Origin of the sequence: Enterococcus hulanensis (genome assembly GCF_005405485.1) — a bacterium.
Taxonomy (GTDB): Bacteria; Bacillota; Bacilli; order Lactobacillales; family Enterococcaceae; genus Enterococcus_A; species Enterococcus_A hulanensis.
This window is the reverse complement of sequence record NZ_BJED01000014.1, coordinates 37,146-52,971: the sequence shown is the minus strand read 5'-3', so window position 1 is coordinate 52,971 and position 15,826 is coordinate 37,146. Positions and strand designations below refer to the sequence as shown.

Below are 15,826 nucleotides of genomic sequence, written 5' to 3'. Positions count from 1 at the left end.
GATGACAGCGTATTGCTGTTGTTTTGCCTGCTTTCGTGTTTTACTTAGGTTACGAAAAATCGTTGAAAAAATCATTGACATTTAGTTTGAGTGCGAGTAATATTTCGCTTGTTTGTCTTTTTTAAAAGCTGTTTATTAAGAAAGACAAAGAGGTTAATTCCTCTAAAATGAAAAGGAGTGAGTCTAGTGGATTATCTTAAACGCTTGCTGGTTGGCCGGCCACTGAAGTCGTCTGAAAATGATGATCAAAATCTGTCGCGCTTTGCGGCTTTGGCGATGCTGTCCTCAGATGCGTTATCCTCTGTTGCGTATGGGACAGAACAGATCGTCGTTGTTCTGGTTACCTTATCCGCAGCGGCGATTTGGTATTCATTACCGATCGCATTTGTGGTATTGGTTTTATTGACTTCATTGATTTTATCTTATCGTCAAATTATTCATGCCTATCCTCATGGCGGCGGCGCGTATGTCGTCAGCAGTGAGAACTTAGGGAAGAACGCCGGCTTGATCGCTGGAGGCTCGCTTTTAGTGGATTACATGCTGACCGTTGCCGTATCTGTATCGGCCGGTGCGGAGGCCATCGCTTCTGCGGTCCCTGCTTTGTATCATCATCGCGTCCTGATTTCCGTTATTATTGTTTTATTATTGATGCTGATGAACTTACGCGGACTGCGTGAAAGTGCTGGGTTATTGATGGTGCCGGTTTACAGCTTTATCGCGGTCATTACGATCTTGATTATTGTCGGCTTAGTGAAAATCATTTCTGGTGCGGCACCTGTGCATGCGACAGCGCAAGTCGGGGCTGTGGTACCGGGAATTTCTATCGCACTGTTGCTGCGAGCATTCTCATCTGGTTCCTCTTCGTTGACCGGGGTGGAAGCTATTAGTAATGCCGTGCCTTTCTTTAAAAAGCCGCGCGCTAAAAATGCGGCGGGAACATTAGCGATGATGGGCTTGATTCTTGGGTTCTTCTTTACAGGGATCACCTTCTTGAACTATTGGTTCGGGATTGTTCCAACGGCTGAAGTCACTGTTTTGTCACAAGTTGGTGAAGCCGTCTTTGGCAAAGGCATCATGTATTACCTTTTACAATTCGTAACAGCTTTGATTTTAGCGGTAGCGGCGAACACAGGCTTCTCAGCCTTTCCTGTCTTGGCTTATAACTTGGCTAAGGATAAATTCCTGCCCCATCGTTATCAAGACCGTGGAGACCGTTTAGGCTACTCTAACGGCATCATCACATTGGCTTTAGGCTCAATCGTTTTGCTTTTGATCTTCCAAGGTTCGACGGAACGTTTGATTCCCTTGTATTCAGTCGGTGTGTTCATTCCATTTACCTTGTCGCAAACAGGGATGGTTTTGAAATGGCGTAAAGAAGGACAGCATTGGATCAGAAAATCTATTGCCAATATCATTGGTGCGTTGATCTCATTTGCGATCGTTCTGATTCTGTTTATTTATCGTCTGCCAGACATTTGGCCATTTTTCATTATTATGCCGATTTTGATTTATGCTTTTTATAAAGTCCATACTCATTATAAGAACGTGGCAGAGCAGCTTCGTTTGGCGGATGATGTAGAATTGCATGATTACGACGGAAACACCGTGATCGTACTAGTCGGCAATGTGACGCAAGTCAATATTGGGGCAATCAATTATGCTCGTTCGATTGGCGATTATGTGATTGCGATGCATGTTTCCTTGGAGGAAAACGAAGAGAAGGAACGGGAGATCCGGCGTGAATTCCGTGAAAAATTCCCAGATGTCCGCTTCTCAGTCGTTCGCTCACCTTATCGTTCAATCGTCAACCCGGTCAGCCGTTATGTTGACCGTGTAAGTAAAAACGCCAAACAGCACAACTATACTACGACTGTTTTGATTCCGGAATTTGTTCCTAACAGAACGTGGAAACGGTCATTGCACAACCAAACGGCGCTGCGATTACGCTTCCGATTGTCTTATCGCGATGATATCATCATTAGTACTTACAACTACCATTTGAAGAAATAGCATGTTTTTTTAACAGGAGCGTACCGTTGTTCAGGTGCGCTTCTTTTTTGAGGAGTCAGTGTCTTTTTTAAAAAAAGTCAAAGACTATAAATATTAAAACGTATTCATTCTTTTTTTGAGCAAAAAAGGTTGATTTTAATTCCTATTAGATGTAATATCAAACAGCATTAATTACTAACACTATTAGGTATTAATGAAAGAGAAATTATTTTTCGAAAAGAAGGAGGAGGAGTTTGATGACATTCGCAGAAGATGCTGAACGTGAGCTGATGCAGCTGATGGTCAAAAATCGCCACGGCGCATTCAGTAAGATCGAAAAAAGCAGCAAAGGTGCCAATATCGTTATCAAAGTACTTGATCGATTAGGCGAACCTACGAACCCGAAACAATTAGCTGATACGCTTAATCTGTCAACTGCTCGAATTGCTGCCGTGCTGGGAAATTTGGAGAAGCGCGGATTAATTAGTCGAACAATGGATCCTGATGATCGACGTCGAATTAATGTCAGTTTAACGGAATGCGGGAAAAAAGTAGCCAAAGCTGAAAAGCAGGAGATGCGAAATAAAATTATTCGAGTGTTTGAACTTATGGGAGAAGAAGATACTAACAAATATCTCGAATTAACTACCAAGTTTGTCAACTACTCTCAAAAATTATCCACGGAAGGGGAAGGTGATCAATAGTGAAGATTTTTAAATATCTTGGTAAATACTGGTATGCGATCATCGCCGTATTTTTACTTTTAATCGTACAAGCATCTAGTGATCTTAGTTTGCCAAGTTTGACATCGGATATCGTCGATGTTGGTATTCAACAAGGAGGGCTTGAACAGTCGACTCCAGATAAAATCAGAAAATCAACGCTTCAGGGAATCGAGATTTTCATGACTGAAAAAGAGAAGCAGACGATCAAAGATAATTATAAGGAAGCAACTCAAACCGTTGACGGTAAGAAAGTTGAAATTTATAAGTTAGATCTTCAAGATGGCATGACAAAAGATAAGTTAGCTAAAATCTTTAATCTGCCAATGATGATGATCGCGTCTACTCGATCAAAGGATTCCAGCAATGCAAAAGAAGCCAAAGAAGTCATCAATGACTATACAGCGATCTCAAAAGACGCAGCTAAAGCACAAGCATTGGGACAAGAAGCCAAAGAACTGGGCGAACAAGCGCAAGCTGCCGGACAAGAAGCTGCTGCTGCAACGGATGCTGCGACTGCGGCCGCTAAAGGTGCAGAAGCTCAAAGCCTAGCGGCGGAAGCTCAAGCCAAAGGTGCGGAAGCGCAGAAGCTTGGAGATGAGCTCAAAGCAAAAAATGACGCCATGCCCGCAAAAGTGGACGCTGCTCGAAAAGCAACGAAGGAAAGCTTAGGCGATATGGGTGAAGACTCATTGAAAACAGTGGGTATCCAATTGACCTTAGCGGAATACAAAGCCTTAGATGTCAATACCGGGAAAATTCAAACAGACTACATGATCAAAACGGGTGCTAAAATGCTCGGTCTGACTTTGGTATCAGCAGTTGCTGCAATCATCGTTGGTTTGATCGCTGCATTAGTTGCCGCAACCGTGGGTAAAAACCTGCGGGTTGGTCAATATGAACGGACCTTGGAATTTTCAAACAATGAAATGGAGAAATTCTCGCCAGCTTCATTGATCACTCGAAATACCAATGATATCCAACAAATCCAAATGGGGATCGTAATGATCATGCGGATCGTTTTATACGCACCAATCTTAGGTATCGGCGGCGTTTATCGCGTGTATAAAACAGGTACAGGCATGGGCTGGATCGTCGGCGTAGCTGTAGCAGGTGTTTTAGTCCTAGTGGTGACTCTGCTGCTGACAACGATGCCTAAATTCAAGGCTCTGCAAACATTAGTTGACCGGGTCAACTTGGTTTCTCGTGAGATCATTACCGGTCTGCCAGTTATTCGTGCGTTCTCTCGTGAAAAATATGAAGAAGAACGTTTTGATGTGGCTAATACGAACTTGATGAAAACACAAATGTTTGTTAACCGGGCGATGTCATTAATGATGCCGATCATGATGCTATTAATGAACGGTATCTCTGTCTTGATCGTTTGGGTCGGCGGACATAATATGGATAGCGGTCAGTTGCAAGTCGGAGACATGATGGCGTTTATCACATACACGATGCAAATCGTTATGGCCTTCATGATGCTGTCAATGGTATCGATCATCTTGCCGCGTTCAAATGTGGCTGCTGGTCGTGTGGATGAAGTGCTGAACACAGAACCAACCATTAAAGATCCAGAACAGCCAAAAGACGACCACGACTTTAAAGGCGAAGTGAAATTTGAAGGTGTTCAATTCCGTTATGGCGATGCCGATGCCGATGTGCTGCATCATATTAATTTTGTAGCCAAGCCGGGTGAAACTACAGCCTTGATCGGTTCGACAGGTTCAGGGAAGTCTACGATCGTCAATTTAATTCCGCGTCTATTTGATGTGACCGGCGGAAGAATCACGATCGATGGGATCGATATTCGTGAGATGAGTATGCATAAGCTGCATGAGATCATGGGCTTTGTACCGCAAAAAGGGGTACTGTTCTCTGGTGATATTGCTTCAAATATTAAATTTGGCGATGGGGATATCTCAGATGAGCAAATGAAAAAAGCTGCTGAGATCGCACAGGCAACTGAATTCATCAATTCGAATGAACAGGGCTTTGATCGTGCGATTTCTCAAGGCGGTACCAATGTTTCTGGTGGACAAAAGCAACGTTTATCAATCGCTCGAGCATTAGCGAAGAATCCTAAGATTTTGATCTTTGATGACTCATTCTCAGCCCTTGATAACAAAACCGATGTAGCCTTGCGTAAAGCATTGGCTGAAAACATCAAGGATGCGACTCAAATCATCGTGGCGCAAAAAATATCAACGATCCTGCATGCGGATAACATCATCGTCTTAGATGAAGGCCGTGTCGTTGCTCAAGGACGTCATGAAGAATTGATGGCATCATCAGCGGTCTATCAAGAAATTGCTCAGTCACAGTTAAGCAATGCTGAATTGGGCATAGAAGAAGCGGATTAAGGAGGAGCGAGAAGAATGGCAGAACAAAAACAAAATCGCCCTCGTGGTGGCGGACCTGGCCGAGGAATGGCTGCGCCAGTAGAAAAAGCCAAAGACTTCAAAGGTACAATCAAAAAATTAGTATCGTATCTTGGTGCATATAAAATCGCGGTTTTCTTTGTAATGATTTTTGCGATCGCCTCAACGATCTTCAATATTTGGGGTCCCAAAATCTTATCAAAAGCGATTACTGAATTATTTAATGGGTTGATCAAAAAGTATCAGGGAACCGGTGGGATCGACTTTGACAAAATCGGCGGCATCCTGCTCTTCATGTTAGGCCTGTATGTGGTAGCTTCCTTATTCGGGATCATCCAGGGCTGGATCATGTCGACGATTTCGCAAAAAATCACGTATCGGATGCGAAAAGAGATTTCTGAAAAAATCGACCGCATGCCAATGAACTATTTTGAAAGCCGCACGACTGGTGAAGTTCTATCACGGATCACCAATGACGTGGATACTTTGGGTCAATCATTGAACCAAAGTTTGACGCAATTGATTACTTCGACCTTTACGATTATCGGAGTCATCGTGATGATGCTTTCGATTTCAGTAAAAATGACAGGGATCGCGATCCTAATCGTACCGATATCATTATTGCTGATCATGGTCGTCGTGAAGAACTCGCAAAAATACTTTAAGACACAACAAGAATATCTTGGTGTAATTAATGGTAAAGTTGAAGAAACTATCGGCGGGTATACGATCGTTCGTTTGTTCAATGAAGAAGAAAATTCATTGAAAGAATTTAAAGAACAAAATGAAGTTCTGTTCAAATCAGCGTGGAAATCACAATTTCTATCTGGTTTGATGCAGCCGATCATGAACTTTGTCGGTAACTTAGGTTACGTTGGTGTAGCGATTGCCGGTGGGATCATGGCTTATAATGGGACGATCACTGTCGGAGATATCCAAGCGTTCATCCAATACGTACGTAACTTGACGCAACCAATCGCACAGCTTGCTCAAGTATCAAACATGCTCCAATCAATGGCTGCGGCAGCTGAACGGGTCTTTGAATTCTTAGCAGAAGATGAAGAAGAACAAACGGCAGAAAATCCTGTTCAACTTGATAAGGCTGAAGGAATGGTTGATTTCGATCACGTTCAATTCGGTTACACAGCGGATAAGATCGTTATCCAAGATTTTACCTCCCATGTTGATCCGGGGCAGACAGTTGCCATCGTGGGACCGACGGGTGCTGGTAAAACAACAATGGTCAAATTGTTGATGCGCTTTTACGATGTTAATTCTGGTGCAATCAAGATCGATGGTCATAATATCAAAGACTTCAATCGTGCCGATTTGCGTAAAAATATCGGGATGGTCCTGCAGGATACGTGGTTGTTTAAAGGAACGATCATGGACAATCTGCGCTATGGACGTTTAGACGCTACGGATGAAGAAGTTTATGCAGCAGCGAAAGCCGCTCATGTGGATCACTTCATCAAGACATTGCCTGGCGGCTATGACATGGAATTAAATGAAGAATCTTCAAATATCTCACAAGGTCAAAAACAATTGTTGACGATCGCGCGTGCGATTTTAGCAGACAAACCGATTTTGATTTTAGACGAAGCAACGTCTTCTGTTGATACCCGAACAGAAGGATTGATTCAAGAAGCTATGAATAATTTAATGGCTGGCCGGACATCCTTCGTTATCGCTCACCGTCTATCAACAATCAAAGACGCAGATAAGATTCTTTATATGCAAGGCGGGGATATCAAGGAACAAGGTAGCCACGAAGAATTACTGGCTCAAAATGGACTTTATGCCGCATTGTATAATTCACAATTTGAAGAATTAACTGAATAAACGAAAGAACCAAGCATCGCTATTGGATGCTTGGTTCTTTTTTACGCTGAGCGGGTATTAATGATGATCTTTGTCCGTGATCATCTTAGTTTTCTTTTCGTAAGTGACTGTGATCGAATGACTAGTGAAATCACCATTTTTGGTTTTGTTCCAAGTAGCCATTGATCTTGGCGGCATGCCGTAATTTTCTTTTTCCCAACTAGTTACTGTGTCTGGAGTGCCGACGAGTTTTTCTAGTTCCTCATAGCTCGAACCGCCTGTAAAAGAATACTTTTCATTATCGGCATCATAATTCTCTGTGGCTACTTTTATTGATTCGTAGATGCTTTGGTTCCATTCACCGGGAAATTCTTCTTCTGAAGAATCTACTGTTCCAGGTTCGATTGGTTCATAGGCAGTGTTTGTATTGTTGAGACTAACGGTCAGGTATCCCAGCGGGCCGACCAAAACAAAAATGATCGCCAGTACAACACCAATGAGGATTCGGGTCTTTTTCTTTTGAAGACCAGGTTGCTCGCTGGTGTTTTTTTCTGTTGTTGCCGTTTCTTTTTTCGGATTCAAATAAAGCGTGCCGCAATAATCGCACTTCCAGCCATTTTCCACTTTATTGAATTTAGTGCTGCCGCAATTCATACATTCCTTACTTTTCATGATAGAGTCCATCCGATCCATAGTTTTCAGGGAAGTCATCCGGGTATTTGCCTAATCCTGCTCGAGGATATTTTTCAGGCAATCGGCTAAAGGAGACGTAGCGCACTATCGGCGTCACGTAACCTACTTGATCTTCTGAAAAATAGACATTGGGTTTCCCCTGTTTCTCATAAACGAATTGTTTAGTATAGCCAGCATAAGAATTATCTTGAATGAGTGCAATAAAAGCTCTGACCTCTCGCCACGTCATTTGGCCTTGCTGCCATTGTTCTCTAAGATTTTTGGCTTCGTAGCTTACTGGATTATTATTTTCATCGAATTCCAGCGTAATATTTTTTTGGATTTGTTGGGAATCGGTAATGATTTCATCCGGCTGCCCCCAAATGCGCAAAATATCTGCGGCGGAGTATTGATCGAAGTCGGGTCCATAAGCACTTAAAAAACCTGCTTCGCGATAGTAGGTCGTTACAGCAAATTCAGAATCCGGGTTTTCGATAATCATATCTGCTTTTGGGGCCGTTTTTGTTCTCTTCTTTTTTAACGATTCATGTTCCTTTTGCGCATTCGTCAATCGTTCTTCGAATGCTTCCGTTTTCTCTCCGCCATATTCCTTTACAGAAGCTTTGGCTTGCTTGATATCGGCTTGATTTAAAGAAAGCTCTGCGATTCGAACATTTCGTTCGGGATTTTTTAATTGGCTGGCTGAATAAGTGTCTTTCGTACCATTAGCCTTAGTCGTGCTTAAAGAAGAACTAGTTTTTTCTTTTGTACCTGCTATGAGCAAACCGCTGACCACAAGGATCACGAAAATAAGCAGCAAAGCCAACCGCATGATCGGTGGTTTCTTTCGCTGAACATTCTTTCGCTCAATTTCATCATCAAATTCATACACGGCATGACAGTAGGTACACTCATAGCCTTCTTCTGTTTTAGTAAAGTGGTTCCCGCCGCAATATTTACAAACTAGACCCTTCATTTTTTCTCTCCAAGTTTATTGATAGTCATCAAGTGAATAACTTTTTACCAATGATACCATGGGGCAATCACTTGGGAAAAGAAGAGATTGGATTATTCGCTCGCTGATTTTTATTTTTAGAGAATAATTTCTATAGATTAAACTTTAGTTCTAGATTGACTATTTATCGTCGAGGTGTTAGGGTCTGTCTAGAGAATAATTTCTTTATAAAGAACAAAATTTCATAAAAGAGCTGTTTCTAAATGATGGAAGAAGAAAAAGCGCTGCTGGTTGAATATGGCAAAAGGTTGATTTCGACAGGATTAACGGCTGGCACTGGCGGGAATATCAGTGTATATGATCCCGAAAGGCAGTTGATGGCTATCACGCCGAGCGGGATTGATTATTTTGAGATGACGGTAGACGATATTGTCTTGCTGAATCTTGCTGGTGAAATTGTTGAAGGTACTCGTAAGCCGTCGAGTGAATGGCAGATGCATTTAATCAATTATCAGAAACGTGGAGAAGAGATTCGGGCTGTCGTACATGCGCATTCGACATTTAGCACGATCCTTGCGACTTGCCGAAAAGACCTGCCAGCTACCAATTATATGATAGCGGTTGCAGGCGGAGATGATGTTCGCTGCTCTAAATATGCTACTTTTGGAACAGAAGAATTAGCAGAATATGCTTTTGAGGCGATGGAAGACCGCTATGCTTGTTTCTTAGCAAATCATGGTTTGCTGACTTGCGGTCCGACGCTCAAGGAGGCTTTTTCGGTGGCGAGTGAGATTGAACGATTGGCTGGACTGCATGTGGGAGCGTCATTGTTAGGTAATCCAGTGGTACTAGCGCAGTCAGATATGGCAAAAGTACATGAACAATTTCCAAGTTATGGTCAATAGGCTGATCTTAATACTAGTGAAGAGGTGGGGAAATGAGTAAAGTAGTTGTCGTCGGAGATGCATTTGTCGCGGTAGATACTTTGAAAAGAGCGACTGAGTCAATGGGGCTTCCTGAACCATTAGAGATCGTCATGCTAGAATGGCACGGAGAAGATTCGCCAGAAGAATTTCAACGAAACTTGAAATTGATCGAAGAGCATGGTCCGGAGTCAGTAGATCTTCCTGAGGGGATCATGAAAGAAATCGCAGATGTAGAGTATTTGTTCGTTCATCTTGCACCAGTAACACGACAAATGCTGGAAAGGGCAGAGAAATTAAAACTGATCGGTACGTGTCGCGGCGGGGTGGAGCATATCGCTGTTGATTCTGCGCGGGAAAAAGATATACCAGTCATTCATATCATTCGAAATGCCGAGCCGGTTGCAGACTACACGATAGGTTTGATCTACACGGTGACTAGAAATATTGCCTTATCCCATGCGGCGGTGATGCAGGGCAAGTGGCCTAAAAAATTTCCGAATGACGCATATCGGACGACGCTTTCTGAACAAACGGTTGGACTGGTAGGTTTAGGTCATATTGGGAAAATGGTAGCCCAACGTCTAATCAGTCTGGGGGTAAACGTCATCGCTTATGATCCGTTTATTGATCAAAAGAAGGTGCTGGCTTCAGGACTTGAGCTGCGTTTTGTTTCTTTGGAGGAATTATTTACCGAGGCTGATATAGTTTCTCTTCACATGCGGGTGACACCAGAAACAGAAAAGCTGGTGGATGAGAAATTATTGGAGTTGATGAAACCTAACGCCTATTTGATTAATACTGCTCGACCAGGAATTCTTGATAAAGAGGCTTTTATTGATGTGTTGAAGAAACGGAAAATCGCTGGAGCAGCAATCGATGTGGTGTGGCAGGAGCCGATGCATTCGGATGATCCGTTGCTGGATTTAGACAATTTAGTTATTACTTCGCATATTGCGGGAGATACTGTAGATGCGATCCCAAATTCGCCTTTCTTGTTAGCGCGAAAGGTGAGAGAGTATGTAAAGACTGGCGAGAGTGAATTTATCATTTAAAAAAATGATCCTGAGATTTTTTCTCAGGATCACTTTTTGTTTTATACGCGATCGTAATCTTCTAAACGGATATCTTCTAATTCCTCTTCTTTGAAGCCGAGGTCTTTGTCTAAGATTTTTTCAACAGCTTTGATTAACGAAGCAGCATCTAACCCGTATTTTTTCAGTAAATAAGGTTTTGAAGCACCATGGGTCCATTCGTCGTTGATTCCGACTTTAATCAATTGCTTATGGAGCTGATTCTCTAACATCACTTCTCCGACAGCGGTGCCTAGGCCGCCGATCGTTACGTGGTTTTCCATTGTCACTACTCCGTGTTTTACTTTTTGAATAGATTCCACTACTAATGGATCAGTAAATGGCTTGAGGGTCGTGATATGAACGTGTTGGACAGAAACGCCTTGTTTTTCTAACCATTGAGTTGCCCGCATCGCTTCTTCGGTACAGATGCTGCTGGAAAATAGTGCGACATCATCGCCTTCAGAAATTACTCGGCCTTTGTTAAACTCGGTTGGTTTGTCAGGAGAAAAGAGCCGCGGCATTTGTCCACGAAGCATCCGGACATAGATCGGTCCATTTACTTCCTTGCAGATCTCCAATGCTGATTCCACATCTGTCGCATCCCCGCAATCGAAAATCGTCATGTTGGGAATCGTTCGCAAAATACCTACATCTTCAATCGATTGATGGGTAACCCCGCCAGGAGTAGTGATCCCAGGGACGAAACCTAAAAGTGAAACCGGCAGATTAGGGTAGGCGATCGACATTTCTAATTGGTCTAACGGTCTGCGATATAGAAAAACAGCGAAAGTGTGCAAAAATGGTCGGAAGCCTTCCCGTGCTAAACCGGCTGCCCAGCTTAGCATATTTTGTTCCGCTATTCCCATGGATAAGTATTTTTCAGGGAAGACTTTTGGAAATTCCTTTACCTCGCAAGAAGTGCCGAGATCGGCAGATAAAACTAAAACATCCTCATTTTCCTGAGCAAATTTAATCATATTTTTTGAATGAACATCCGATTCAATTTTCATAATAAAACTCCTTCCTAGTCTCGATTACATTTCATTGTAGAATTTAGTATATTTTTCGATTTCTTCCCCTTGTTTTAAACGAACAAAATGCAGAATCGGTCTTCTTTCGTTTAAGTAGGGGATTCCTTGAGTTGGATCGGTGTAGCAAAGAATGACTAATGGTTTATTTTTTTCTCCCTGTTTAGCAGCTTCTTCGATGGCTTGAATGTCGTGTCCGTCTACTGAAACGGCTTTTGCACCGAATGCGGTGAAGCGACTTTCTAATGGTTCGACGTTCATAACTTTTTTCGTTTCACCTTCGACCTGCTGTCCATTGACATCGACTAGCAGCACCAGATTATCTAGTTCGTAAAAAACGGCGGCTTGGAGCGCTTCCCATAATTGTCCTTCTTGCATCTCGCCGTCGGACATCATGACAAACACGCGACCTTCTTCGCCACGCAGTTTTCTTGCATGGGCTGTTCCGCCAGCGACGCTGATCGCTTGGTCCAATGTGCCGGCAGCGTTTTCAAATCCGGGTGTATGATTTGCTCCGATCATTTCCATTGAGTAGCCGTCGCGATTGAACATTTCTAAGGCTTTTTCATCTAAGCGGTTCGCTTCGATCAATGCCGCATAAACAGGTGCCGCATAGTGTGCCGGGGAGACGAAGAAGCGATCATAGGGTGCCTTTAATGATCCGTGGTATGCTGCTCCTTGAATATAATCCATATTGTCTTTTGAAGGGGTTCCTGGGAATTTTTCCGGTAACCGAGGTGCTTTGCTTTCGCTTAAATTTAGTACCCGCAAGTAGAGGGTCGCGAAAAGCTCTGCGGAAGAACAAGCCTGTGACAGGTAGCAGCCGTTTCTTTCGATCGTTAGTTTTAGTACGTGTTTGCGAATGTTCGTTGCAGCTTTTTCTACATCAGCGATTGTATAATTATTTGCCATGATAAAACTCCTTTTTCGATTTATTGTCTTTATTTTTGACCATAATTATTTTGATAAAAATCATATACCTCAGAAGTATATGAGGATTCCAACGGTTCAAGCTTCGCATTCAATGTTCTGGCATAATAGACACTTTGAGCGGTTTCTTCAAGAATGACCGCGTTTTTCAGAGAGTTTGTAGCGGATTTTCCTACTGTAAAGACGCCGTGATTTTTTAACAAAATTGCCGGACAGTTCGTTTCTTGGTAACAGCGTACGATTTCAGCACCAATCGCTTTTTCGCCAACTGCCGCAACTTCAGATAAAGGAATCTCTCTGCCGAAAACAGCAGCAGAAGTTGTTGTATAAATAGGTAATGATTCTCCGGCGATTGAAAAGGCAGTAGCGTATGGAGAGTGTGTGTGAGTAATCCCTAAAACGTCTGGACAGTGATTGTATACATATAGATGCGATTCCGTATCGACAGATGGAGTCAGTTCTCCTTCGATTACGTTACCTGCCAAATCTACAACGATCATGTTGTCCGGAGTCAAATCATCAAAATGAATTCCGCTGGGTTTGATGACCACATATTCTGTTTCTGGATCTTTTGCACTGACATTTCCGCTCGTCCATAAAACCAATCCATTTTTAGGAAGCGCTTTATTGTCTTTGCAGACGGTCTCTTTCAATTGTTCAAGCATAACGATACCTCCAATGTTGTTTTTTACATTATTTCATCATAAAGAACAAATGTCAATATATCTTTTGTCGTTTTTCATCCTTTAATAGTAATAACGATAGATATAAGTCCAGTGCAATCGTTTTCAATAAAAGTGTTGACAGAACGAAAAACCCATGCGATACTTTTCATAAGTTCTAACAAGTGAAAAAAAGTTCAATAAAAGGAGGAATTATTGTGGAGTTGTTACAAAATATCTTAAGTTCATTTGGTGCTGCCGTCGTCGTACCAGTGATGTTGTTCATCGTGGCCTTATTTTTAAAGGTCAAACCTAAAAAGGCCTTCCAGTCTGCTTTGAATGCTGGGATCGGATTAACGGGATTCAATTTGATCGTTAATTCATTTGTTCCAATCGTTACACCAGTTATCAATAATATGGTTGAGCAAACAGGTGTCAAATTGCCAGTATTTGATACAGGTTGGCAGGCGACTTCCGTTATTGCTTACTCTACTCAAGTAGGTGTGGTTTTCTTAGTAGTAGGATTGGTCCTGCAAGTGGCATTATTCTTAATTAAATGGACCGATGTATTTATGCCGAGTGACATGTGGAATAACTATTCCTTCATGGTCTGGGGGTCAATGATTTATCTGATCACAGACAACATGGCATTAGCGATGGCTTGTATGATCGTTCAGAACTTATACGTGATGCTGCTGGGAGAAGTGATCGCCAAACGCTGGGCGAATTACTACAATCTACCAGGAACGACCTTGACGGCACCCCACCACGTCACCTCGGTACCTTATGCGATCATAATGAATTGGATTTTAGACAAATTAGGTGCAGGCAAGATCAATTGGGACCCGGCAACCTTGAAGAAGAAATTAGGCTTCTTAGGAGAGCCGGTCACTTTAGGACTGTTTCTTGGTTTGCTGATTGGGATCATGGGGAATTTGAATACGTTAACTACATTAGACGGCTGGGGCAGTGTTCTGACAATGGGACTTGCCGTATCAGCAGTTATGGCGATTTTCCCGCGGGTTGCGAGTATCTTTGCTTCAGCATTTACCAGCTTGACGAACGCTAGTAAGAAAACGGCAAAAGGCAGCGGAAAGAATCGTGAATGGATGCTTTCAGTGAATGATGCGGTTGGCTATGGCGAACCGGCAACGTTGATGACAGGTCTGATTTTGATTCCGATCATGGTATTGTTGGCGATGATCTTGCCAGGCAACGAAACCTTGCCGCTGGTTGACTTGATCGCCTTGCCATATATGGTAGAAATGATTATTTGTATTTCAAAAGGGAACATCTTCAAAGGCGTGATCTCAGGTATTATCTGGTTTACGATCGGATTATATGTTTGTACTTTAACTGCTCCTTACTTTACAGAAGTTGCCGCTCAGGTTGGTGTGAATATTCCTGAGGGTGCCATGATGATTACTAGTTTCGGGATTTTATACAATCCGGTAATGGCATTGATTTTCTTAGCATTCTTGTCGGGGAACTTCTTATGGATGGGTATCGTGGTCGTGCTTTACTTAGCGATGTATGTCTTATTCAAGAAAAACAAACAAGCTGTTTGGAGTTTCTTGGAAGGTGAAAAAAATGATGGTCCCAAAGAAAAGGTGGTTGCATGAAGGCGCTAGTCAAAACAGAACCTGGCTACAACAAAATGAAGTTGCTGGAGATTGAAAAACCTGTTCCAAAAGACAAAGAAGTTTTGATCAAAGTTATCTATACCGGCATCTGCGGAACAGATATTCATGGCTTCAAAGGAGAATATGACCGCTTGAAGACTCCGTTAGTATTGGGTCACGAATTTTCCGGAATTGTGGAAGCGGTGGGAGAAAAGGTAACAGAAGTACAAGAAGGTCAATTAGTCACCAGCGAAACGACCTTTGCTACTTGCGGCGAGTGCGAATCTTGCCATAACAAAGAGTACAACCTTTGCTTGAATCGCAAAGGCTTAGGCAGCCAAGTAAATGGCAGTTTTGCGGAGTATGTACTAACTCGCGAAGAAAGTGTTCATATTTTAGATGATAAGATCAGTCTGTTAGCTGCGTCAATCACGGAACCGATTGCCTGCGGTGTTCATGCCAGTCTGGAAAAAGCGCAAGTCGAAAAAAATGATGTGGCAGTGATTGTCGGGCCTGGTCCGATTGGGTTATGCTTAAGCCAGGTATTAAAAAGTGTCGAGGCCAAAGTAATCGTCGTAGGGATCACTCAAGATGCGGAGCGTCTGAAAACGGCTAAAGAGTTAGGTGCAGATATGGTAATTGATTCGCTGAAAGAAGATGCAACAGCGCTCATCAAAGAATTTACCAACGGAAAAGGCGCAGATTATTGCTTTGAATGCTCAGGTGCGGCGCCGGCGATCAAAAAAATCTTTGATTATTTAAAACAAAAAGGAACGCTGGTACAAATGGGTGTCTTTGCCAAAAGTTTAAACGAACTAGACATGAATTCGATCGTTCAAAGAGAAATGAATGTCATTGGCTCACGGTCGCAAAAACCTTCTACTTGGCATTTGACTTTAGAGTTGATGAGGCAAGGCAAGATCGACGCGGAGCGTTTGATTACCAAAATCTATCCATTAGATAAATGGGAAGAAGCGATTGAACAAGTGATGGCTGGCGATGAAATCAAAGTTGTTTTACAGCCGAACAAAGAATAAGGTGAGGT

At 42.6% G+C, this 15,826-nt stretch carries 13 protein-coding genes; 8 read left to right on the top strand and 5 right to left on the bottom strand.

All coding sequences use genetic code 11. The features are described from left to right. Window positions 1-186 precede the first annotated feature (186 nt). From kimA to FFR60_RS15215, 4 genes are all read left to right on the top strand, one after another. On the top strand, window positions 187-2,010 hold the full coding sequence (kimA, locus tag FFR60_RS15230) for a potassium transporter KimA (protein WP_088934243.1): 1,824 nt from the start codon (window positions 187-189) through the stop codon (window positions 2,008-2,010). A gap of 236 nt (window positions 2,011-2,246) precedes the next feature. Then, the gene (locus FFR60_RS15225; RefSeq protein WP_088934244.1) at window positions 2,247-2,693 is read left to right on the top strand and encodes a MarR family winged helix-turn-helix transcriptional regulator; all 447 of its coding nucleotides are present in this window, start codon (window positions 2,247-2,249) and stop codon (window positions 2,691-2,693) included. After that, complete coding sequence (locus FFR60_RS15220) at window positions 2,693-5,074, top strand: ABC transporter ATP-binding protein (RefSeq protein ID WP_088934245.1); 2,382 nt, start codon at window positions 2,693-2,695, stop codon at window positions 5,072-5,074. The genes FFR60_RS15225 and FFR60_RS15220 overlap by 1 nt, the downstream gene beginning before the upstream one ends. A 15-nt stretch (window positions 5,075-5,089) precedes the next feature. After that, a complete protein-coding gene (locus tag FFR60_RS15215) occupies window positions 5,090-6,934 on the top strand; it encodes an ABC transporter ATP-binding protein (RefSeq protein ID WP_088934246.1) in 1,845 nt (614 codons plus the stop codon). A gap of 57 nt (window positions 6,935-6,991) precedes the next feature. On the opposite strand, the gene FFR60_RS15210 is transcribed toward FFR60_RS15215, so the two are convergent. Next, a complete protein-coding gene (locus FFR60_RS15210; RefSeq protein ID WP_137664817.1) occupies window positions 6,992-7,585 on the bottom strand; it encodes a hypothetical protein in 594 nt (197 codons plus the stop codon). Then, window positions 7,575-8,561, bottom strand: a complete 987-nt coding sequence (locus tag FFR60_RS15205) for a DUF4947 domain-containing protein (protein WP_137664816.1) — start codon at window positions 8,559-8,561, stop codon at window positions 7,575-7,577. The genes FFR60_RS15210 and FFR60_RS15205 overlap by 11 nt, the downstream gene beginning before the upstream one ends. A 245-nt stretch (window positions 8,562-8,806) precedes the next feature. Here FFR60_RS15205 and FFR60_RS15200 point away from each other — a divergent pair, with 245 nt between their 5' ends. Both FFR60_RS15200 and FFR60_RS15195 read left to right on the top strand, forming a co-directional pair. Next, a complete protein-coding gene (locus FFR60_RS15200) occupies window positions 8,807-9,445 on the top strand; it encodes an L-fuculose-phosphate aldolase (protein ID WP_371853547.1) in 639 nt (212 codons plus the stop codon). Window positions 9,446-9,477: 32 nt separating this feature from the next. After that, window positions 9,478-10,518, top strand: a complete 1,041-nt coding sequence (locus FFR60_RS15195) for a 2-hydroxyacid dehydrogenase (protein WP_137664814.1) — start codon at window positions 9,478-9,480, stop codon at window positions 10,516-10,518. A gap of 41 nt (window positions 10,519-10,559) precedes the next feature. Here FFR60_RS15195 and FFR60_RS15190 read toward each other — a convergent pair whose 3' ends face one another. Genes FFR60_RS15190 through FFR60_RS15180 form a run of 3 tightly spaced genes read right to left on the bottom strand, consistent with a single transcriptional unit; the run spans window position 10,560 to window position 13,162 of the window. After that, the gene (locus FFR60_RS15190) at window positions 10,560-11,549 is read right to left on the bottom strand and encodes a transketolase family protein (protein ID WP_137664813.1); all 990 of its coding nucleotides are present in this window, start codon (window positions 11,547-11,549) and stop codon (window positions 10,560-10,562) included. A 24-nt stretch (window positions 11,550-11,573) separates the two neighbouring features. Then, a complete protein-coding gene (locus tag FFR60_RS15185; RefSeq protein ID WP_088934252.1) occupies window positions 11,574-12,479 on the bottom strand; it encodes a transketolase in 906 nt (301 codons plus the stop codon). A 29-nt stretch (window positions 12,480-12,508) separates the two neighbouring features. Further along, a complete protein-coding gene (locus FFR60_RS15180; RefSeq protein ID WP_137664812.1) occupies window positions 12,509-13,162 on the bottom strand; it encodes an L-ribulose-5-phosphate 4-epimerase in 654 nt (217 codons plus the stop codon). Window positions 13,163-13,377: 215 nt separating this feature from the next. Between FFR60_RS15180 and FFR60_RS15175 the strand changes: the two genes are divergently transcribed. Both FFR60_RS15175 and FFR60_RS15170 read left to right on the top strand, forming a co-directional pair. After that, complete coding sequence (locus FFR60_RS15175) at window positions 13,378-14,781, top strand: PTS galactitol transporter subunit IIC (RefSeq protein ID WP_088934254.1); 1,404 nt, start codon at window positions 13,378-13,380, stop codon at window positions 14,779-14,781. Further along, entirely contained in the window at window positions 14,778-15,818 is a 1,041-nt protein-coding gene (locus FFR60_RS15170; protein WP_137664811.1) for a zinc-dependent alcohol dehydrogenase, read from the top strand. Before FFR60_RS15175 ends, FFR60_RS15170 begins: the two co-directional genes overlap by 4 nt. Window positions 15,819-15,826: the final 8 nt, after the last annotated feature.